Origin of the sequence: Bacillus sp. OV166 (genome assembly GCF_900177675.1) — a bacterium.
Lineage (GTDB): Bacteria > Bacillota > Bacilli > Bacillales > Cytobacillaceae > Neobacillus.
In genome coordinates this window covers 1,599,832-1,621,879 of the sequence record NZ_FXWM01000001.1, presented here as the reverse complement: position 1 = coordinate 1,621,879, position 22,048 = coordinate 1,599,832, and the positions used below count along the sequence as shown (strand labels likewise).

Sequence of the window (22,048 nt, the reverse complement as noted above, 5' to 3'; positions counted from 1 at the left end):
CATGTTTTTATAGTATTCAGCCCATAGGAAATGGTTAATTGTCCATATAGAAAAGCGGAAGTGCAATGAAGCAACAAACAGTTAAATGATTTAAAAGATAATACTTTATCTTTCAGTTATAAAATTTCATGAAGATGTCTAAAAAGAATATGATAGCATCTGGCACGGAGGTTAATAATGAATCGACAACAACGAATGAGACTTTACGATTTTCAGGAAAGAGCATACACAGAAGGAACTGTTGAACAAATTAATGAACAATGGATTTTTTTTGATGAGGAAACAGAGGAAGCTGAAATGTTAGATGATTACCTTCAGCAAGAAATAGAAGTCTTCCGAATGAATCGTTGGAAGAAAGGTAAATTGTATGAAACAGGAAAGGTCCGAATTGGAAACGAATCAACGATGCTTCGTAACCATGATTTAGTAAGAATTAGGAAACATTTAATTTATTCGCTTGAGAGGCTTTTAGATGGGATCAATGATGATGCTTTTTTTCAATTTGTGACCACTTTAAACTCCTTAAACTTTTCTATTTACGATTGCATCTATTGTTACAACCATTTATCCTTCTTATCGGATGAAAACCGCAAGGATGGAGTTAATTTTCTGGTTTTCGATAATCAGGAGCAAATTTGTAATGTCCAGCACCACTTTTGTTACTTTGAAAAAGTTAATGATCGATTTGAATTTACATTAAATACCGGAAAACGATTAGTAATCGAAAAAATGATCTCATAAGAAAAAGGCATGGGCACCGCCCACGCCTTTTTCATTTGGAAACAATTTAGTTCCCGATGTATTTTGAATAAAGCAATTTTGCTTGGACCACATCATTTGTCCCATGGATCAATACACGTGCATCTTTAAACACGACAATAGAAATATCTTCTTCAGGTGTAAAACGGATTAAGTAGTCATTCCCTGATACTTTACCACTTTTCTTAAGATTCGCAGCCACCTTTTTTACATCTAGTTCGCGTTTATTTCTTGGATTGATTTGGATTGTATTACGCCCACAAAGTGTCGTATAGGCGACCTGGAGTTCCGAGGATCGATCTAAAAAATCAAATTGATGATTTACACATGTCGGGCAATTTGGATTTCTACCCTCTGAAATATCCATTTGCATGGTGGTATAATCCCAAATATCAATTTGTTCTAGATTAGGTGTAGTTTTTTCATCAACTAATATTTTCATTGCTTCCATGGCTTGAAAGGAACCGATAATATCCGTTAATGGTGACAATACTCCGACTGTATCACATGTTTCCCCCGTCCCAGATGGGACATGCGGAAAGAGACAGCGGTAGCAGGGTGTGATTCCGGGTTTTATCGTGGTAAACATGCCCCTTGAACTTACAGCAGCACCATGAACCCAAGGGATTCCGAACTTAACGGCCACATCATTGATTAAAAATCGTGTCATAAAATTATCAGTACCATCAACGATACAATTAAATTCCTTTAATAATTCTTCTGCATTATCTAGATTTAAATCGGCAATTACAGTGTCGACTGTAATAGTAGAATTAATTTTATTTAATCTTTTTTTTGCAGCAATTACCTTTGGGAGCTGTAATTTTGCATCCTCTTCATCAAAAAGTGTCTGCCGCTGCAAATTTGATAGTTCAACCAAATCCCTATCAATTAACCTTATATAGCCAACCCCTGAACGAACCAGATGGTTTGCGATTACCGTGCCAAGTGCACCAACCCCGACAATTGCCACTTTACTATTTTGCAATTTCATTTGTCCTGACTCGCCAATCTGTTGAAAAAGAATTTGTCTTGAATAGCGTCCTAAATCACTCATGATCCACCTCTTTCCTAAGATAAAATGTAACCATGCTCCGCAAAAGGAAAAGTTATATTACTATTATCTTACCAAATTATGCTCGATTGTCTTTTATAAATATTTAAATTTTAAAAATAATGGAAAAAAGATATAATTAATAATGGGTTTTAGTATAATTTGGGAGGAATCTCTAATAACAATATCTAATATTATAAGAGATTAGTATATATTTTTTTAATATGGGAATGAGGGGGAAAAACTTTGAATCTAGGCGGTTTTAAAAACAAAGAAGTATTAGTCGACTTAACAAATGGTGTGGTTGATTACAGAGGAATCAACCAAGATGATGCAGTTAAGTACATAGGTGGTCGTGGCCTAGGGGTTAAGTATGTTTTAGATAACGGCCCTGAAGTCGAGCCATTATCTGCAGAAAACATCATTTGTATTATGACAGGCCCTGTCACAGGCTCACGTTCTTCGATGAGCGGACGGCTTTGTGTTGTTACTAAATCTCCGCTGACTGGTACGGTAACGGATTCACACATCGGCGGGTGGACTGCAGCGCGGCTCAAATGGGCAGGTGTGGATAATATTATTTTTTCAGGAAAAAGTGACAAGCCTGTATACCTATTTATTGAAGAAGGTAAAGCAGAGCTTCGTGACGCTTCAAACCTTTGGGGAACAAGCACACGTGCCTTTATTCAAGCAATGAAAGACGAACACGGTGAAGAAGACCTAAGTGTTATGACGATTGGTCAAGCAGGTGAAAACACCGTCCGCTTTGCTGCATTTATTAATGAGCATGACCGTGCTGCAGGCCGTGGTGGTACAGCTGCTGTTGCGGGCTATAAAAAATTAAAAGCAATTGTTATCAAAGCTGCTCAAAAAGGCAATATGCCACAACCAAAATTAGATTCCGATTACAAAGATGCCAATAAAAAAGCTGTAAAGGCGATCCTTGATGGCGGCTTAACGGCACCTAATAAAGGCGGATTATCCGTATATGGAACAAATGTATTAACCAACTTGATCAATGAAGTGGGAGCGCTTCCAACAAAGAACTCCCAATTAACACACTGGGATGAAGCTGAGAAACACAGTGGTGAATATTACAACACTAATTTACGTGTTGCTAACAAGACATGCCATGCCTGCCCGGTTGGTTGTAAAATTGAGGTAGAAGTAAAAGATGGTAAATATAAAACACGTGTAGAGAGCATCGAATTCGAATCCGCTTGGTCACTTGGATCAAACTGTTTATTAAGTGATGCAGAAGCGATTTCATATATGATCGACCGCTGTAATGAATATGGTCTTGATACAATTGAACTTGGACATTGTTTCTCCGTTACTATGGAAGCTTTTGAAAAAGGGATTATTAATCAGGAATTAATCTGGGGCGACGCTGATTCTATGATTGAATTAACCAAAAAAATCGCTTACCGTGAAGGATTTGGCGGCGTACTTGCTGAAGGGCCTGCACGTGCAACAGCACTTTGGGGTGCACCTGAATTATCAATGTCTGTTAAAGGCCAATCCATCCCTGCCTATGATCCTCGCGGCATTCAAGGTATTGGACTTGGTTATGCTACAAGTAACCGCGGTGCATGTCACCTTCGTGGATACACTGTAGCCAGTGAAATTGCCGGTATTCCTGAACCAACTGACCGATTAAAGCCAGAAGGAAAAGGCGAATTACTAAAAGTATTCCAAGATATGCTTGCATTCTCAGATTCTATGAATATTTGTAAGTTCTCATCCTTCTCAGAAAACGCAGAGCATTATGCAGAGCAATATAGTTCAATGACTGGAGTTCAACTAACAGCTGAGGATGTTATGAAGGCTGGGGAAAGAATCTATAATCTTGAACGTTATTACAACAATCTTGCAGGCTTTAATAAACGTGAAGATGACTTCCTTCCAAAACGTTTTACAGAAGAACCAGCGTCTGGAAACAGTGCGGGCCATGTAAGCCGGATGGATATCATGCTAGAAGAATATTATCAAGTTCGCGGCTGGAAAGACGGCCTCGTTACAGATGAAAAGCTTCGTGAATTAGGAATTATCGATCCTGAAGTAAAACAAAGTGTCTAAGAATTAATTTAGAAAGCTTCTGCACAAGTGCAGAAGCTTTTTTTCAATGCGTAAGTTTTTGAACTTAGATAACTTGCTTGCGCAAGCTCCTAAACAGGCGCTAATGCTATTCTTAATTAACCGCCAATTCTTGTTGTTTTATAGCGGTAATTTTTGATTAACACATCTAGAGCATGATCGTCCTTTGCACAAAATCGAACTTGGACGGTATTCACCTTAAAACTTGAAGTAAAAGAAATTTCCTTTTCCGAAAGTATTTGTCCCTTCCAGTTATCCGCCTCATAGACGTATGGAAACATATCTGTTCTCTGTAAAGCTCCAAGTTCTTCAAAATACAGACCAAGATGTTCAATTCTAATACCACGAAACTCTAATTCTCTGATAACCATATCAGCCACCTGCAACAGGCGGAAAAAGAGCAAATTGATCCTTTTCTTCTACTTTTGTCTGAAGGTCATCAAGGTGGATGATATTTCTTCCGTTGACATAGACATGAACAAATGGAAGCAGTTCCTTTTCAGTTGTAAAGATTTCATCTTTTAATAGTGGAAACATTTCTATCATTTTATCAAGTACATCTATTACCCGTTCACCATCAGGCTGAACGTCTACCGTTACCCCACCACATATTTGCCGGAGATTAGCAAACACTTTTACGAGCATATGGATCCTCTCCTCTCTACTAATTTCAATATTAAGACCAAACTAAGCAGTTGTCACGATGTTTATCATTTTTGCAAATATAAAAAGACTGCCGAAATTCTCGGCAGCCTTTACTAGTTACATTAGGTTTTATGGGTGTAAAAATGACATTGGTAATTTTGCAAAGCCTAGGTATAATACAAGCACCCATGCAATGATAAACTGAATCCAGAATACAGAAGTTCTTCTGTCATTAGCCACACGGCCAAGGATCATTTCAAATAATCCGATTATCCATAGACCTACAACTGCTTTTAAAATATACCACACATCAATTCTGTAAACCGAAAACAGAAGTCCTACACCTGTTGCTATTATAACTAAGTATAATACTCGTAAGATCATTTGTAGAATTTTAAATCCTTTTGCTTTTCCACTTTTATGTAAGGAAAGTGCAATGAAAAATAAAATTAAAGCTAAAACCCATGCAGTGATATGACCGTGAATCAATATAGTACCTCCTAATGAATGAAATTCATTTATTTCGACCTTATCATACCATAAATCTTTGATAAAAACGAAAAAAGTAAGTCAATCTAGTAACAAACATGGATATGTTACCCTACTATTTTGAGGTGTTTAACGAGTGCCTATTGCTTAATGGTATTTTTAAGTGTTCCGATTTTTTCAATGGTGACTTCCATCTGATCGCCAGAGGATAAAAATTTAGGAGGCTTAAACCCTTTTCCCACCCCTGCTGGTGTACCGGTCGCAATAATATCGCCTGGTTCAAGTGTCATCCCGGCCGAAAGAACGGAGATAACCTCCTCAATCGGAAAAATAAAATTCTTTGTATTTGAACTCTGTCTTACTTCCCCATTTACAATTGTTTCTATATTTAAATGGTTGGGATTTTCTATCACGCTTTTATGGACAATCCAGGGTCCCATTGGACAGGTAGTATCCAAGCTTTTACCAATGAAAAATTGCTTGTGTCTTGATTGTAAGTCTCGTGCGGTCACATCATTCAGAATGGTATAACCAAAAATGTAGTCGAGAGCCTCTTCTTTTTTTATCGCCCTTCCCTTTTTACCGATGATGACAGCTAACTCACCTTCATAATCAAGTTGATTCGTTACATCTTGATGGTTTAGCACTGTTTCATTCGGTCCAATAACAGTTGTTGGGGCTTTCGTAAAGACCATTACATGTTCCGGGATATCTGCTTCACTACCCATTTCAATCGCATGCTCTGCATAATTTTTTCCTACACAGAAAATATTCTTGTTTGGTCTTGGAATAGGAGCAAGCAAGGTGACTTCATCCAATGAGACATATAAAGATGCAGCATGCGCACCACTAATTACCCAATCATGCAAACCTTGGACTTGTTCGATAAAACTTTCTCCTAAATCGATACATTCCTGCAATGAAGATGGGAAACTTCTCTTCCCTGTCCTTACTTCTTCAGCAGGATTTAGTAAAAGGACTTTTGATTCATCTGAGTCTACTAAACCAACAAACGTTTCATGATTATGTTTGACTGTTACAAATTTCATCGGTTTCACCTCAATTTATAGTAATTACACTTTATATATTAAAAGAAACAGATGAACCGAACAAATATAAAGAATCAAAAATGTTGATCCCTAATTAAAAGGGAATCAGCCCTTAACTATTTTTAAAAGTATCGATAAATTGGATGATTGCCAGTCCTAACAAAACGATAAATAAACTTGGAAATATGAAAAGAACTAACGGAAAGAGCATTTTGATTGGTGCTTTCATAGCCGTCTCTTCCGCCCGTTGCTTTCTCTGTTCTCTGACTTCATTGGATTGAACTCGGAGCACTCGAACCATGCCGATTCCTAATTTTTCAGCTTGTAAAACATTACTGATAAACGCTCTAACAATATCTACATCAAGCCTATCTCTAATACCTGCTAATGCTTCCCTTCTGGTTTTCCCAAGCCGAATTTCTTCCAAACAACGATGAAATTCGTAAGCGAGGACCCCCTCTTTTTTTGAGATAACCTTCGACACTGCGGCATCAAATCCAAGTCCTGCTTCAAGACTTACTGTTAAAAGGTCCAATATATCAGGAAATTCCCTTAAGGCATGACGACTTCTCGCCTTTGTTTTCTTCTTTAAATATTGGTGAGGTGCAATGAAACCAAGAAGAAACCCTGCCAATATAAAGAGGACAATGGCCCCAGTTCCAGCATTTAACAGTGCTCCATATCCTCCAAATATAAGCGGAAGAACAACTATTGATACGATCTGAACAATCCGAAAATCAACAGCAGTCATACCAAAAGGATTTCCAGCCAGTTGAAGCTTTTGATCTATTTTTGCTTCTTTTTCCCCTGGCATTCTCTTTTTAAAGCTTTTTTTAAAATCAAGAAATAAGGGTTTAATAAATCTTACAAAAAACGATTGTTGTTTTTCACTCTCTTCTACTTCCAAGGGATTGGATTGTTCATTTAGTAAGAAGAAATTTACTCTCTCTTTTACATTGTCCTTTTTTTCAAACCTAATCAAATAAATCCCATAAATGCTCAAGCCTCAGTTTCCAATTTATTTGGGCGAATCAATCACATTACCTGCGCCCATACATAGGATGTAGAAGATACTATGAAAAAAGGGTGTTGAAAATGCCAGCGATTGTTGGAGTTGCACAGGTCATTACACTTGGCAGCAGTTCTGTTTTCCATATTGGAGATGTTTATAAAATTATGCCATTTTCTACTGCAAAAACCTTTTCCGGTGCTGGTTCCTTTAACACAGGGGATAGCTTACAGCTCCATAATAATGTTAGTTCCACAAATACCCATGATTCAGATGTTTACGATCAAGGAATTGCACTTAATGCTTAATGAATGGGTGATTTTCAAATGAATTTTTATATCCAGCAGACCATTCAAATTAATTTCATTAAAATTGGCGGGATTACCAATTCCTCAGTCTTACAAATAGGCAGTGCTGGAATTATCAAACCTACATCTCATTTATATAATACCGGTGGCTTTACACAACCAGCACCACAAACGCTTCAACCTTCAGGCGCATCATTAGGGGCACCATCAGTACCATTACAAGCCGCCGTTAGAAAGCAGGATATGTCAGCCTCCCAAGCAAACGAAACTTGATAAACCATTGGTGAAATAATTGTGAGGTGATTACATGTATCAGGATTATTCCCAATATCTTCAATGGCTGCAGATGTGTATTCAAGCACAGGAGCAGAGAATCCTAGCTTTAGAGAACGCTCTCCAAAAAATGAAAGAAGATATGAAAAAATTAAATGATAAAAAGGCTATCCATGTTGACAAAATTGAATATAAATTTGATCAATTGAAAGTTGAGACGCTTGAAGGCACATTAAACATAGGGCTGAACCCATCCGAATTAGCAGGAATCGAAGACTTCGCAGTACAAAATCAATCCTTATCCACACCAATATCACCCAAACATCAAATGCAAAGATCAATGAAAATTGAGGAAGCTATTTACAGATATTTAGAAACGGATCTACCTCAATTAGTAGAAAATGCCCAAAGGGAATTAACCGTTCAACCGAATGATGAATATTTATCGTTCATAAAACAAGACATCATTAAACAACTTCCTGGCAGAATTGAACAACATTTAAACACCCATTCCGCTAGTAGCCGCTCCTTTGAAAATGCCCCTTCCGACGATTTAATTATTGAAGGATTAAAAAAGGAGATTCAAAATGGGGTAATGGTTTTTTTCAGCAATTTACCTGAAAATTTGAAAGGAATGAAAACAGAATGAACTTTGAGGTTTATAACCGAGAACTCTTTGTCGAAAATATAAAAATCACTGGGGTAGCAAGTTCATCGTTAGTCATGGTAGGAGATACGGAAACGATACAGTTGGCCTCAACTTTTGATACCCCTGCAGAATCGTTAATCATAGGTCCTTTTGTTCCCCTCTCACCGGAGTGACCAACATGTTGCAGAGAACCTCTTGTGTAGACACTATAAATATTAAAATTGTCTCTTTTGCCTCTACGGTACAGCTAGGGGATTCCTGTATCATCAATGGACTTTCAAGAGCACTCGCTGTCCAAAGGGAAACCGATGTATTTTATGGAAATGAAGGGAATTTATCCCCTTACCGAGTCTATTCTGAACCTATTCCTTTTCAACCTATCGATGAACCTTTTTCATACGCCCGCCAAAATCCCAACCCACTAATTAGGGTAGGTAAAATAGATATTATCGCGATATCTTCAGCTTCCATTTTACACGTTGGGAACAGCCGCCATGTTTCCATGGAGACTAGAATTAAGCATATTCGACAGTTACTTCCTATTCCTAGAAAAGAAGAAGAAGTAGAAGTACAGGGACAAAGATAAAAGCATAAGTTACGTTAAGGGAAAATGCCGGGAATATACTAAAAAAGGATGTTTGTCATGCCAGCGATTATAGGTCCAGTCCAAATCGTTAACGTAAGTGGAGGTATTGTGCAATTTGGCGATGCCGTGTATATCTCTCCAAAGAGCGCCTCTAAGACGAATGGGGGTTCCGGTGCATTTAATACCGGTGGATTTATAGTAAATAATTCCGGGTTAAGCGGGACCAATGTACTTGATACAAATGTAATTGACCAGCCAATTGCAGGGAATAATTAAAAAATGACATAAACCATCTAAATGGTCTATGTCATTTTTTGTTTACTTAATCCTTTTCAACCTTCAAAAGATGGGCCCCATCAAAGAAAAATAAATACCTTTCTGTGACCTTTCTTTTCCAAATTTGTTCAATTGCTCTTGTATATAAGTTAATTTGCATCTTGTAACGGTCTTCAAGTATGGACTTTGCTTGGTCAAACCCACCTTTATACCTGTCGGAAATTTGATCCGTTTTATAATCGACCAAAATAAGACCGTTTTCATCCTCAAAGACACAGTCAATGATCCCTTGCACAAAAACAGATTCTTCTTCATCCTTCCAGGTGGGGTACACATCACGAGCAGGCATGGAAAGGGTAAAGGGAACCTCTCTGTTGATTGCTTTTGCGTTAAAATATCTAATCCCTAAATCTGAATGAAAGAATTGAACAATTAAATTTTTGTCAATGACTTCTGCTTGGTCTGGGGTTAACAATTCGTTGTTTACCATCCATGTTAACTGTTCCTGGAGAGATTCTTGACTAACTGAATTGGTTAAATCTACGTGCTGCATAACCATATGCATGGCAGATCCCCGTTCAGCTGGACTTAATTGCTTTTCCTGCATAAATTTCGGGCGTTTAACTATCGACTTTTTATAGTGATTCACATGGTTCACAAGGTCCGTCCCACTTTGTTCATCTGCCATTTCTCTTTGGCGTTTCATTTCAGAAACGGATTGCTTGGAGCGATGGGCTGCGGCATTTGAGAAGGAATACTCCCAGTCTAAGCGTAACTTAATTTCTTCATCAAATGGCGACGTGGCTGGGACATGTTCCCCTTTTTGGACCATTTCAAGAAATTGGTCTTCATTCTTCCCGATTTCTAATTCCGTCTTCTTGATTTCTTCTGCACTTATTAGAGAAATTTTCCATGAAGAAGGATGACTTGTAATTTCCTCAGGAACAAGGGCATTTCCCGTACTACTAAGCCTTAGTTCATTGGCTTCCTGATGGCGAACAAGCGCTGGTCCAATCCAGTCAATATAGCTTGAAACTGCTGCCCGCTCATAATCCTTAAACAACCATTCTGTATGGGAGGAAACTTCATTCCATTGGTCGATTTTTTTTTGCGCATCTTTAAGCGTAGCCGTTAAATAAAGTTTTTCTTTCGCCCTTGTCATCGCCACATATAACACGCGCATTTCTTCCGCGAGCATCTCCATTTTCTTTTTTCGCTTAAAAGCAATTTGCGGTAAGGATGGGTAAGAAATCCTTTTTTCCGCATTTACATACTTAGATGCAAATCCGTATTCTTTATCGAGCATATATGGTTTCCGAACATCGGCCATATTAAAAGTCCGTGCCATTCCCGCCATGAATACAACGGGAAATTCAAGTCCTTTACTACTATGGATGGTCATAATCCGGACAACGTCTTCTTGCTCACCAAGTGCCCTTGCTGCACCAAGATCGTCCCCTCTTTCAATCATTCTCTCGATAAAACGAAGAAACCTGAACAGTCCACGGAACGATGTTTGTTCGTACTGTCTAGCTCTGTCATATAATGCCCGTAAATTAGCTTGGCGTTGTTTTCCCCCTGGTAAACCGCCGACAAAGTCATAAAACTGGGTATCACGGTAGAGCTGCCAAATTAACTCAGACAACGAACCCTGTCTTGCCACCTCGCGCCACTCTGCTAGAAAGTCATAAAAGCGGCGCAGCTTTTGGTAAAATTCGGCCGTATTTTTGGATTCTTTACTTTTGCAAAAAGCGGTAACAGCCTCCCAAAAGGAACCTCGCTTCTGATGAATGCGGATGATTGATAGTTCTTCTTCGTTCAACCCAACGATGGGTGAGCGTAAAACAGCTGCAAGCGGTATGTCTTGGAAGGGATTATCAATAACTCGTAGTAATGAAATCATAATTGCCACTTCGGTTGCATTAAAATACCCTGTTGAAAGATTAGCATAAATAGGAATCCCTTGTTGCTTAAACTCTTCGATAATTTGCGGAGCCCAAGTCATTGAACGGAGCAGGATGACCGTATCCCGATACATAAGTGGCCGATTGGATTTCGTTTTTGTAGTATATACGGGTGCTCCACTTGCAACTAGTTCTTTTATTTTAGAAGCAATTATCCTCGCTTCGAGTTGGGATTGTTCAAGACCGATAGCATCAAATTCTTCTAGTTCTGACACCTCTGTCTCGCCTTCCGTTACAGGCGACTCATTATCCTGTGCATTTTGATCAATAAGCAAAAGTTCTACCGGATAGGGCTCATCGTCTGGATACGGTGCGCCAGCACGCAATTCTGCCGCCTCATCGTATTCGATTTCACCAACTTTAATCCCCATAATTTGTTTAAATAAATAATTGGTTGCATCGAGCACTTCTTTTCGGCTTCGGAAATTTCTTGCTAGATCAATACGTAGTCCCGTAGTATCTCCATCGGCTTTAAAGCGATTATACTTGCCTAAGAAAAGGTTCGGCTCAGCCAAACGAAAGCGATAAATCGACTGCTTAACATCTCCGACCATAAACATATTACCATTTAACTCATCCTTTTTAGTTACAAGCTTTAGGATCGTTTCCTGGACCATATTTGTGTCTTGATATTCATCGCAATAGACCTCTTTAAAATGCCTTTGGTAAGCGAGTGCCGCCTCGGATGGAAGAAATTCTCCCTCTGCTGAGATTTCCTTTGTCAAAATTGCTAGGCAGTAATGCTCTAAATCTGCATAGTCTACAAGCCCTTTTTCTCTTTTTACCTTTTCAAACCGCAGAGAAAATTCTTTGACAATATGAACTAGCGTTTCTATTAACGGCCGTATCTCATCCATATCACGTAAAAAGCTTTCAGGCTTTCGCGTAAATAGCTCTTCTTTGATATCTTGGATTTTTTTCTTCGCTTTTTCTCGGAGTTTTTGGGCCTTTTCTGTCAGCTCTTTATCATAGTGGTCACCTTTCACTTGCTTTGCCCGTGAAAAAGACCAGGTCTGCATTGCTTGATATAGAGTTTCCCATGAGTCCTGCTTGGCAAGAAGAAGAGTATCAATCATCTTTAAATCATCTAAAAAGTTTTCAGCTCTCGGTGCCGGTCCGCCAGGGAGCTTTGTTACTTCTAATCCCCGCTTAATCATTTCTCTGGAAGCTTCTAGTTGCAACTCAATATCAAAAAGAAGTGCCTGAATAAAGGAGAGTTCGGCTAGATTATTAATAGCTGAAACATCATACATACGAATGATTGACTTTAAATATTGGTCCGGTAAGGGATTAGAGCGTGCAAAATCGTATATCGATCGAACAATATCCATTAATGCGGCATCACTTCGATCACTTGTGAATGAATCGACCAAGTTGAAGAATGCCTCATTATCTTTTTTCCCGTATTCTTCTTCAAACAACTCGTCCATCACTTCATCTCGGATTAATTGTGCCTCTGTTTCATCGGCAATTCGAAATCCGGGATCGACATCGATTAAGTAATAATACTTTCGAATCACTTCCATACAAAAGGAATGAAGTGTTGAAATCGATGCTTTATTTAATAAGCTCAGTTGCTTTCTTAAATGCCGCGACCACGGGTCTTCATCAATGGCTTTTTCTAACGCTTCCCCAATCCGATGGCGCATCTCTGCAGCTGATGCGTTCGTAAAGGTCACCACCAATAATTCATCGACATCCATCGGGTCTTCTTTTGCGAGAATTTTTTGGATCATTCTTTCCACTAGGACTGCTGTTTTTCCCGAACCTGCTGCTGCAGCAACTAGGATGTCTCGATCCTTTGCCATAATTGCTTTCCATTGGTCGTCTGTCCATGTCACGTCTTCTGGCTTAGGCGGTATGACGAAATTGTTCAAGATTGACGTACCTCCTTCCTAATTAGTTCTAAAACATCTTCCTTCGAGTGGGGTGTGAGAACCCGGAATTGATTCGTTTCAATTGATTCATCAAATTGACATACTGATTTATAAGAACAAAATGTACAAGGTGTTTTGTCCTTTAATTTATAAGGAGCAATGTCTATTTGACCATCAATAATGGCGTTACCTGTTCTCTGATATAAATTCCGGACATACGTTTTCAGATCGTCAAATTCCGATAAACTAGCAACCTTGGATTTTTTGGATAAATTTCCATCCTTTTTTATTCCTGCGGCAATAATATGTGAATCACCTGATTCAAGTGTTTGGTCCATAAGCCGGATCACATTTTGATCGCTTAACATTAATCCATTCATCTTAAACTTTTTCATCATTTCCTTTTCAATTTCATCAATCGTTAGCATTTTAGTTGTATTAATGAATGGATTATGAACGTGAAAATAGAGGACACCTGCAGGACTAGCTTTCATCTCAACCAATTCATTCGAATGGGTCATGACAATATCAAGGTAGGTTAACATTTGCAGAGCAAGTCCATAATATACTTCACTAAAATTGACATCCTTTTCACTTGATTTATAATCAATCACTCGTAAAAAGACGCTGTCGTCTTCTGCTTTTGCCTGATCGACTCTGTCAATTCTTCCGGCCAATTCCATTCTCTTTCCATTTTTCAGTGAAAATGTTAGTGGCGGCAGTTTTCCATTGGGTCCAAAGCCTAATTCCAAACCAATCGGTGAGAATCCACTTACTTTTGCATGCTCACTTAACACGACAGAAGCTCGTGTAATAATTTGCTCCAATTTCCGTTTAATATAATGATGGCGCTCTGAGCTTAACAATATTTCGTTTTGCAATTTAGGGGCTAATGACTTGACCGCTTCCTTAGAAAGGTTTTCACATTGTTTCCTCGACAGCTCGGCCCAAGAAAGATTTTGTTCATTAACAATATCTGCAATCTGCTTTAATGCCGCATGAAACAGCTCCCCAATATCCGGAGCCTCCAAACGAAACACTTGCCGGTCACGAAGCTTTAGTCCATGCTGAGCGAAATGAGAAAATGCGCAGGAGTTATATAATTCCATTCTAGAAACACTGGCTTGAATGGCCTCACCATATAATTCATCCGCTGAATCTTTAGAGAGCTGTACGGCTGAATTTGTATAAAAAAGGCTTGATAACACTTTCTGAGCTTTGCCCTTTCCCGAACTTCCAAGGTAATAGTTATATACATCCCACCATAAATTTGAAATGGGGTACCCTCGCTTTTTCCATTGAAGCTGCGCATTAAGGAAAGATAACGTCGTTGTAAAATTTGAAATAAAGCCTAGTTGACTGGGCTCCGAAACTTGTGATGGGTCTGTCAAATAAAATAGCTCATTAGCATCAGGAAACATATCTTTTATTCTCTTAATATACGAAGATGGAATTAACGCTTTTCCTTCATCATTCGCAAGTGGATAACTAACATAAAGGGCTTCTGATGGTGCTGTAAAAGCTTTATAAGCAAGAAAATTTTCATCCAGCAAACGTGTCCGGCTGCTTGGTGCGATTTTAACACCTGTTGCTAGGAGCATTTCCCTGTCTTCATCAGAGAGGATTCCTTCATCAGATATTTTTGCAGGCAAAATTCCTTCATTGACGCCAACTACGAATTCTACTTTGATTTCATTTAGCCTTGATTTTTCTAAATCCCCAATCAGTACCTGATCAAGTGCCGGCGGAATAAGTGAAAAATGTAAGGATTCGAATCCTGACTCTAAAACAGCAGTAAACGCCTTTAATGTGACTTGCTCTTCCCCTAGAATTTCAACATATTGGTCCAGGAGATCAATCACAGCATTCCATACTTGTTCATGCTCCCGCATTTTTACAAGATTACCTTTTTCTTCGGCAGCTGCTTTCCATTTTTCAAGCTTTGTTGGGACATCCAATTCCTCTAGCAGCAAATAGATGGCTTCACAAAACTTTCTGCCTGAATCCGCTTTTTTCAAACGTCTTGATAACCGTAAAATGGGTGCAGTTACCATAAGCTTTAATTCATTTAACTCTTGTTCCATTTCTTTTTCTAGATCTGTTTGCGAGTTTACCTCTAATTCCAGTCCTCGAATGCGTCGATAACTCCAACGCTCTTTTTTCGTCCATTTACTTCCGTTAATTCCGTAAGCTAAACAATAATTCTCTAGTTTATCCATTTTCTCACGCATTTTTGCCGGCTTTTCTTGTAGTGGATATAGCAATTCTGTCTTGATCACTCTGAACACCGGCTCATAGCGCCAGTAGGAATTAATGACTTCAAGGCTTGAGCGAATGAATTCGATCAATGGATGGTTCAGCATCGTTCTTTTTTGGTCAATAAAATAGGGAATCTGATAATCGTCGAAAACTGGCTCAACAATCTCATGATAGTCCCCGCCATTTCGAATTAATAAAGCGATATCCCGGTACCGGTATCCCTTTGTCCTGACTAATTGGCGAATCTCTCTTGCAATCCCTTCAATCTCAGCTCTACGGTTTACGGCTTGGCAAATATTAATTTTTGTCTCACCAACATATGATACTGCAGGCCGGGCATCAAATTTTTCTTCAAAATGACTTAAAGACGGCTCTGTCCATTTTCTTTGTTCTTTTAGAACAACAGACTGCTCGATTTCAATACCATTAGCTTTAGCTAAATCATAGAGAGAATAACTAGTCTCACCTGATAAGCGAAACAGATCAAGCTCGTCCGGTGGAGAATCAATCGAGAGGTGATCAGTCGTCAATGCAATTGAAACGTTTTTACAATGTTTCATCAATTCGATCATTACTTGATATTCCTGCGGTGAAAAACTATAAAAACCATCAATATATATTTCTGCATCTTTTAAATATGAAGAGAAGGATACTTTCTCGGATAGGAGTTGAAAGTAATCCTCCGAATCGATATATTTACCAAAAACTTCGTCCTCAAACTTTTTATAGATCATTTCTAAATCTTGTAGTTTATCATTTAACGCATTGGAATCTTCACCCGATAAGGATGAGCCTTGAATTAGCTCCTCTGGCGTAATACAGTAACGTTTAAATTCTGTTATCATTTGCTCAAGCTTCTGGATAAAACCATTCTTATCTGCAGCTCGCTGAAAAAGCTTTAGTTGTTCCTTTTGCTCATCGATGATTTTGCGTATTAACATACTTATCCCGACACTACTTAAATGTGTTCGGCTAATCCCGCCTGTTTCTTGCAAGATACGCCACGCCAAGCGGGAAAAACTATAAACTTGGGCACGAATCATTCCGCTAATTGCCGGGTCAGTTGCCAAGCGATATTCAGATAAAAACGTCATCTGTTCTGGAACGATATAAATGATCGGTGTCCCATCTGGGTTTTCCACAAGCCGCCCCTTTATTTCATCAAGGAACATAGCTGTTTTTCCGCTTCCTGACCGACCGATTACCATTCTTAATGACATGTAAAAACCTCGCTTTCCACAACCACTCATAAACTTTATATCTCTCATTCTACCATAAAACAAGCACAAACGTTTGTATTGCGATAACACAGATTAGAGGCAAAAATGGTAATTTTATGACAGAAAAAAAACACGATTTAATCATCGTGCTCCTCCCTTAATCTATTCATCTAAAAATGGACGTCCATTTCATTTATTGGCCAATAACGTAAATCAACTTTGCCGACAACTTGACTAGCTGAGATAAAACCGAATTGGCGGCTGTCCCAACTACCTAATCGATTATCACCAAGGACAAACAATTTTCCATCAGGAACTATATTTTCACCGGTTATTTCCTTTAAACTGAAATCTCCAGTAATCCTGATTCCAGGTGATTTTTGTTTATAAACATTTAAAAATGGCTCTTCGTACTTGTGCCCATTTATATACAGTAGATCATCACGATATTCAATTTTATCCCCTGGCAGCCCAATAATACGTTTGACAAAGTCCTCTTTTTCATTGGCATGAAAAACGATGACATCAAATCTGTTCAATTCCCCGACTTGATAACCAAGCTTGTTGACTACCAGTTTGTTACCATCCTGCAGCGTCGGCATCATCGATTCGCCTTCTACCACATAATTTGAAAAGAAAAATGTACGAATAAAAGCAAAAATAATGATACCAATCGCAAAAGCCTTTGCCCATTCCATGCCTTCCTTTTTCCATTCAATCTTCATTAAAGCTCCTCCGTTTCTCCTGCTTATAATTTCTATCTATTTCACCATTATGGTCAGTTTCCGTGCCCTTATTCATTCTGCCTTCAATTCTTTTACCAACATACCAAAGAATGAAAATAACAAGCAATACTACAACAGTCCGAAGAGGCTTCGTCAGTAATGACTGAATATCATAGCCAACAAAACTAATCGTGAAAATCATCACCATTTTCCCAATACACACGGACAGCATGTATTGGGAAAATCGAATTTTGGAAAGACCAGCGACAATGTTAACAACTGCCGAGGGTGTAAATGGAAAACAAAGCAGTAGAAAGAGTGGGCCAAACCCATGACGATCTACCCAGTCCATTAGCTTACGGACTTGAGGGTGCTTAGGTAAAAAGGATAATAACCTTTTTTGCCCATACCTTCTAATAAGCGAAAATACGAGCATTGCCCCGATACAGGCTCCAAGCCATGAATACAAAAATCCTAACCAAAGTCCAAAGGCACTGGCATTAGCCATTACAAATAAAAACAATGGGAGAAATGGCAAGAATGCTTCAATGACAATAAGCAATACGCCTGGTATGGGTCCAAGGGCTCGGTATTCTTGAATAAGACTCATAATATGTTCAAGCGTAAACCATGCTTTTAATGATTCAATATCCATCCGGTTTCTCCTCATTTTTTACTAATTAGCTGTGCCTATGATTACTTTGTAATAAATTGATGGAGTGCCTCTTTATTTTTTTCGACATTGATCTCTAATACGGCTCCCTCCCCTGAGACTCGAGCATCGGAATAGCTATTTTCAACAGGAATCCGTAACGTATCGATATTTCCTCGATCATTCGAAAAGAAATCTTTAGCCATAAATGTTATGTCGGAAGTGCTCATATTTGTATTCACATAAGGCGTGACAACACCAATTAGCTTCGGGAGTTTTGGAATCGTTTGGAGGCCCATCAATTGGTCCCCAATGGCCTTAACCGCTTTTTGTTGACGTTCTACCCTTCCAAAATCACCAATCGCATCATGACGGTAGCGGACATACCCGAGCATTTCTGCTCCATTTAATTTTTGCAGACCTGGTTCTAAAGTGACATCAATATTTTTTGACATTTTCTTTTCTACATCGATTTCTACACCATTGGGAAATGCTTCATCAATTAGTTGCACAAATCCTTGAAAGTCCACAATGACATAGTATTGGAGGTCAATATCAAAATTTTGCTTAATAGTTTGTCTCATTAATTCTGGACCACCGCGTGCGAATGCGGAGTTAACTTTATGCTTTCCATGCCCCGGAATCTCAAGGTAACTGTCCCTCATAATAGAAGTTAGTTTAAATGTTCCTTTGTCTTCATTATAATGAACAATCATGATTGTATCTGCCCGAGATTTTTCCTTTCCTCTAGCATCACTACCAAGAACGAGGATATTTGTCCCCCCATACTGATCCTTTTTTCCTTCGAAATCATAGACAACATTAGATGCTTTGTTATTCATTTTTTTTAATGATTGGTTAACGCCCTGCTTGTATTGATAATAAGCATAACCTGCCCCTGCACCTATTATCAGTAAGAAGACAAGTAAAACGGATGGCCATCTTCTCTTTTTCTTGGTTTGATATTTATCAGATCTCATTGTTTATCACCTATTCATCCAGGTTTTTTATTCTTCTAAATTTATAACTGTTTTTTCTTTTTCAGGGTTTCTTCATTTAATTCATTTTCCCCTATCAGATATCCTTCTATTAATAAAAACTTTCTCATATATCAACTAAACATTTCAATAAATAAAACTCGCCCAATGACGAGTTTTTGTAAATGGAAAGTCCTATTGCTTTTGACGGTTCTTTTTTGTAAAATAAAGAAGAACATTTGTTCGTTTAATATAGAAAGGTGTGACTGGAAAAATGACCAGAATCCCCGAGGATGATCGAGACATAATGGAAAAGGCTATGTATTTACCAATGGTTCTAATTATCTTAAACAGGGATTTAACTGTAGTTGCAAATAGCCCGTTTAAATTAAAACAACCATATTTGGATTTGATTGAGGAAACGATGAAGGAGATCCAAAGGGAACTTGCTGAGGTAAAACTATATATGAAAAAGAATAAGCTTCAGGTGATTGAAACAAAACGGGACGATGCTTTTACGTTGTACAGGTTTATTTATAAAGGCTATGAAGAAAATCATAATTACTTTAATCCAAGAATCCGCAACAAAGTCCAAGAATTAATGGAGGCCTATTTATTAAAAAAACATCTGTCCCGTTAAAGTTAAGAAAATTCAACCCTTTATTTCGGGTCTTTTGAATGGGAATCAGCATCATATTCACGGGATCTTTCTAAGGCATTTAACGATTGGGGCCCGTTAGGCTGATAAAATAACTTTCTCCCATTACTTTCTATTCTTTGCAAAAGTTTTGTTTTTAGTAATGAGGTTCTTAACATTTGCCCCTCAATTGTACCAATTGGAACTGGAAAAATGTGAGATTGCTTATTGCGGAAAATAATCATCGTTTTCTTAGAGGATACGCGACGATAACACTCCACATGCTCAAGTGAAATCCATATACACTCAGGAGTTAGCGGCGATACGGTAGGAAAAAAATAGATGTGGTTAATTGGTTCAATAACAATTGGGATTTTTCGAGTATAGCCAATTAGTTGTCTTGTTCCCTTTTTCCTGCTTTCGTAATCAACACCAAAATAAACGCAGCCTTTTTTGATGATATCCAATGGCTTAAAGGGTGACAAGAATTCATCTTCTAATTCTACTGCACGTGAATAAATTTTCCCTCCATATGTCACCGGTTCTACAAACATCGTCCACGTATTTATCTCATATTCTTCGATTTGAGGATGCTTCAACCCATTCAACTCCTTTTCATATTATCCACCATATCTTACCACTACTGGTTTTTAATTCCCTCACTTTTCTGAATTGTTCCTAATTTATTCACAAAATTCATGTCAAAGAAATATTTATCAGAAAATTATAAAAACTAATGATATTCTTCAAAAAAAACCATATAATTTTAAAAAGCAACAGAGGTGATTTTCATGAATGAAAAATCATACACGGAATTAATGAAACTAGGAGCCATGAAACGAAATCGTCTGAAAGAGAACTTCGTCCAAGATTTATACATCGAAATGCTGTTGTCCGAAATTCAACTAAAAGTAGAAAAAGAAAAATTATTACAGAAAATTGATGTGGCCATTGATTGTCAAGACAAAAAGTCATTCCTCCTTCTATCCGGACAGCTCAATGAAATCAACAAACGATTTGGAACGTAGAATTTTGTTAAAGCCGTCATAGATTGACGGCTTTTTCATTGTATATTTTTCTAACGCATAAATAGAAAATGTAAGTGGACGAAGGCTCGTAAATAACATATTTTTGTAAAAAAAAAGACTGTAGACATATCAAAATGTCTCAGCCTTCCATGGATTGTATTTATTTGTTCCTTTGTTTAACTTCATAATCTTCAAGCATCGAAATTCTATCAAGCATTGAAGGATGGGTATAGCGGAAAATTTTCACCAATAGCGGTGGATTTACTTGACTTAATCCAGAGCGGGTTAATTCCTGAAAAGAAGTAATCGCTGCTTCTGGATTTTTGGTCATCTCAATCGCATATTTGTCAGCGCGTGTTTCCTGATAACGAGAAGTAAAATTCGTCAGTGGACTTGCAGCAAATAGGAGCATCGAAAGAATCATAAAAAATAATGGAAGTGATCGGATATCTCTAACGTCTGAGATATTTAATTCCTTGCCCCAGCGTCTTGTTGCCCAATTCATAATCCGATACGTCAAATACAATCCGAGCAGCGAAATTAGCAAATATCCAGCAATTCCAAAGTAAATATGTTTCTCGACATAATGGCACATTTCATGAGCCATTATAAATAAAATTTGATCATCTGTTAATTTATTTAAGGTAGTATCCCACAGGACAATCCGAGCATTAGAGCCAATTCCTGTAACATAGGCATTTAAAGCATTCGTTTCCTCTGACTTATTCACTTCAAAAACATTTTGTGCTGGAATATCAGCCTTATCGGCCAAAGTCAGTATCTTCGTTTCCAATTCCTTATTTGTTAATGGATAAAAGTCATTGTATAACGGGTCAATAACAACTGGCTGGAGAAACATCATAAATAATGTAAATGGAATCGATAAAAGCCATCCATAAAGCCACCACCGCTTTTGACTTTTCTTCATGAGCCAGTATAATACGGGGACAATGATCAACCATGTCCCATAATTAAGCCAAAAGTCAATCAACTCATCCTTCATCCAGGAAGCGAAGGTTTGAGTTGAAATATGATATGTTTTTGATAAAGAAAAACTAATATAGCTGAGAGGAAATGTCGCCAAATAAGCGAATACCGATAACCAAATAAGATAAATGGCTGTTTGAAGGAGCTTATATTTTGATGAGTTTTCCGCCCAGCGCTTGAATGCCTTGGAAAAACCAAATAATAAAATTAAGAAATATAAAAGCCATTCAAACGGAGTAGATAGGAAAAATAATAAATTCCTTATTTTTGAATACTCCTCGCTCAGCATAAGTTCCCTGCCATTTAAAAAGGTTGTCGGGTCCGCCTTTGATCCTTCGAATTCAAATGGCAGGTTTGTATCGGCAAAATGGAATAAATACCAATAAAAAAATAATCCATATAGAATGTAGCCCATAACCGCATAGACTCCCATTTTTCTCGCCATATTTGTCCTCCTTTGTGTACAGACTCTCTATACTTAGTTTAGTTAAAAAAGGACAAATTAGAACTGTAAAAGTGACCTGCCCA

General features: G+C 38.1%; 23 protein-coding genes. 10 read left to right on the top strand and 13 right to left on the bottom strand.

Features of this window, described 5'->3' with window-relative positions:
• Positions 1 to 177: 177 nt before the first annotated feature.
• Entirely contained in the window at positions 178 to 741 is a 564-nt protein-coding gene (locus tag CCK98_RS07685; RefSeq protein ID WP_088086038.1) for a DUF2777 domain-containing protein, read from the top strand.
• Between the two features lie 46 nt (positions 742 to 787).
• On the opposite strand, the gene CCK98_RS07680 is transcribed toward CCK98_RS07685, so the two are convergent.
• Positions 788 to 1,816, bottom strand: coding sequence for a ThiF family adenylyltransferase (locus CCK98_RS07680; protein WP_088086037.1), 1,029 nt, complete (start codon positions 1,814 to 1,816; stop codon positions 788 to 790).
• 243 nt (positions 1,817 to 2,059) lie between these two features.
• On the opposite strand from CCK98_RS07680, the gene CCK98_RS07675 reads away from it, so the two are divergent.
• Complete coding sequence (locus CCK98_RS07675) at positions 2,060 to 3,892, top strand: aldehyde ferredoxin oxidoreductase family protein (RefSeq protein WP_088086036.1); 1,833 nt, start codon at positions 2,060 to 2,062, stop codon at positions 3,890 to 3,892.
• Positions 3,893 to 4,008: 116 nt separating this feature from the next.
• Here the strand turns inward: CCK98_RS07675 and CCK98_RS07670 are convergent, their stop codons facing one another.
• The 5 genes from CCK98_RS07670 to CCK98_RS07650 form a co-directional block, all read right to left on the bottom strand.
• Positions 4,009 to 4,281, bottom strand: a complete 273-nt coding sequence (locus CCK98_RS07670) for a hypothetical protein (protein WP_088086035.1) — start codon at positions 4,279 to 4,281, stop codon at positions 4,009 to 4,011.
• A gap of 1 nt (position 4,282) precedes the next feature.
• Positions 4,283 to 4,555, bottom strand: a complete 273-nt coding sequence (locus CCK98_RS07665; RefSeq protein WP_088086034.1) for a ubiquitin-like small modifier protein 1 — start codon at positions 4,553 to 4,555, stop codon at positions 4,283 to 4,285.
• A gap of 129 nt (positions 4,556 to 4,684) precedes the next feature.
• On the bottom strand, positions 4,685 to 5,044 hold the full coding sequence (locus CCK98_RS07660) for a YisL family protein (protein ID WP_088086033.1): 360 nt from the start codon (positions 5,042 to 5,044) through the stop codon (positions 4,685 to 4,687).
• A 140-nt stretch (positions 5,045 to 5,184) separates the two neighbouring features.
• A complete protein-coding gene (locus CCK98_RS07655) occupies positions 5,185 to 6,093 on the bottom strand; it encodes a fumarylacetoacetate hydrolase family protein (protein ID WP_088086032.1) in 909 nt (302 codons plus the stop codon).
• A 112-nt stretch (positions 6,094 to 6,205) separates the two neighbouring features.
• Positions 6,206 to 7,075 (bottom strand): type II secretion system F family protein, encoded by an 870-nt coding sequence (locus tag CCK98_RS07650; protein ID WP_256942278.1) that lies wholly within the window; start codon positions 7,073 to 7,075, stop codon positions 6,206 to 6,208.
• Positions 7,076 to 7,188: 113 nt separating this feature from the next.
• Here CCK98_RS07650 and CCK98_RS07645 point away from each other — a divergent pair, with 113 nt between their 5' ends.
• The 6 genes from CCK98_RS07645 to CCK98_RS07620 are packed head-to-tail and all read left to right on the top strand — an operon-like array spanning position 7,189 to position 9,194.
• Positions 7,189 to 7,410 (top strand): spore germination protein, encoded by a 222-nt coding sequence (locus tag CCK98_RS07645; RefSeq protein WP_088086031.1) that lies wholly within the window; start codon positions 7,189 to 7,191, stop codon positions 7,408 to 7,410.
• Between the two features lie 18 nt (positions 7,411 to 7,428).
• Positions 7,429 to 7,683 (top strand): spore germination protein GerPB, encoded by a 255-nt coding sequence (locus CCK98_RS07640; protein ID WP_088086030.1) that lies wholly within the window; start codon positions 7,429 to 7,431, stop codon positions 7,681 to 7,683.
• Between the two features lie 34 nt (positions 7,684 to 7,717).
• Positions 7,718 to 8,332, top strand: a complete 615-nt coding sequence (gene gerPC, locus CCK98_RS07635; protein ID WP_088086029.1) for a spore germination protein GerPC — start codon at positions 7,718 to 7,720, stop codon at positions 8,330 to 8,332.
• A complete protein-coding gene (locus CCK98_RS07630; RefSeq protein ID WP_088086028.1) occupies positions 8,329 to 8,505 on the top strand; it encodes a spore gernimation protein GerPD in 177 nt (58 codons plus the stop codon). Before gerPC ends, CCK98_RS07630 begins: the two co-directional genes overlap by 4 nt.
• Before the next feature lie 5 nt (positions 8,506 to 8,510).
• On the top strand, positions 8,511 to 8,918 hold the full coding sequence (locus tag CCK98_RS07625) for a spore germination protein GerPE (RefSeq protein WP_088086027.1): 408 nt from the start codon (positions 8,511 to 8,513) through the stop codon (positions 8,916 to 8,918).
• A 57-nt stretch (positions 8,919 to 8,975) separates the two neighbouring features.
• On the top strand, positions 8,976 to 9,194 hold the full coding sequence (locus CCK98_RS07620) for a spore germination protein (protein WP_088086026.1): 219 nt from the start codon (positions 8,976 to 8,978) through the stop codon (positions 9,192 to 9,194).
• 46 nt (positions 9,195 to 9,240) lie between these two features.
• Here the strand turns inward: CCK98_RS07620 and addA are convergent, their stop codons facing one another.
• From addA to CCK98_RS07595, 5 genes are all read right to left on the bottom strand, one after another.
• Positions 9,241 to 13,035: a helicase-exonuclease AddAB subunit AddA gene (gene addA, locus CCK98_RS07615; protein ID WP_088086025.1), complete on the bottom strand. Its 3,795-nt coding sequence runs from the start codon at positions 13,033 to 13,035 to the stop codon at positions 9,241 to 9,243.
• A complete protein-coding gene (gene addB, locus CCK98_RS07610; protein WP_088086024.1) occupies positions 13,032 to 16,514 on the bottom strand; it encodes a helicase-exonuclease AddAB subunit AddB in 3,483 nt (1,160 codons plus the stop codon). The genes addA and addB overlap by 4 nt, the downstream gene beginning before the upstream one ends.
• A gap of 170 nt (positions 16,515 to 16,684) precedes the next feature.
• A complete protein-coding gene (gene lepB, locus CCK98_RS07605) occupies positions 16,685 to 17,239 on the bottom strand; it encodes a signal peptidase I (protein WP_088086023.1) in 555 nt (184 codons plus the stop codon).
• Positions 17,229 to 17,894: a TVP38/TMEM64 family protein gene (locus CCK98_RS07600; protein ID WP_088086022.1), complete on the bottom strand. Its 666-nt coding sequence runs from the start codon at positions 17,892 to 17,894 to the stop codon at positions 17,229 to 17,231. The genes lepB and CCK98_RS07600 overlap by 11 nt, the downstream gene beginning before the upstream one ends.
• A gap of 41 nt (positions 17,895 to 17,935) precedes the next feature.
• Complete coding sequence (locus CCK98_RS07595) at positions 17,936 to 18,871, bottom strand: LCP family protein (RefSeq protein ID WP_088086021.1); 936 nt, start codon at positions 18,869 to 18,871, stop codon at positions 17,936 to 17,938.
• Between the two features lie 271 nt (positions 18,872 to 19,142).
• Between CCK98_RS07595 and CCK98_RS07590 the strand changes: the two genes are divergently transcribed.
• On the top strand, positions 19,143 to 19,508 hold the full coding sequence (locus CCK98_RS07590) for a hypothetical protein (RefSeq protein ID WP_088086020.1): 366 nt from the start codon (positions 19,143 to 19,145) through the stop codon (positions 19,506 to 19,508).
• Between the two features lie 20 nt (positions 19,509 to 19,528).
• Here CCK98_RS07590 and CCK98_RS07585 read toward each other — a convergent pair whose 3' ends face one another.
• Entirely contained in the window at positions 19,529 to 20,104 is a 576-nt protein-coding gene (locus tag CCK98_RS07585; RefSeq protein ID WP_256942277.1) for a competence protein ComK, read from the bottom strand.
• Between the two features lie 192 nt (positions 20,105 to 20,296).
• On the opposite strand from CCK98_RS07585, the gene CCK98_RS07580 reads away from it, so the two are divergent.
• Positions 20,297 to 20,533, top strand: a complete 237-nt coding sequence (locus CCK98_RS07580) for an IDEAL domain-containing protein (protein WP_088086018.1) — start codon at positions 20,297 to 20,299, stop codon at positions 20,531 to 20,533.
• Between the two features lie 160 nt (positions 20,534 to 20,693).
• Here CCK98_RS07580 and CCK98_RS07575 read toward each other — a convergent pair whose 3' ends face one another.
• Entirely contained in the window at positions 20,694 to 21,965 is a 1,272-nt protein-coding gene (locus tag CCK98_RS07575) for a M48 family metallopeptidase (protein WP_088086017.1), read from the bottom strand.
• Between the last annotated feature and the right edge of the window lie 83 nt (positions 21,966 to 22,048).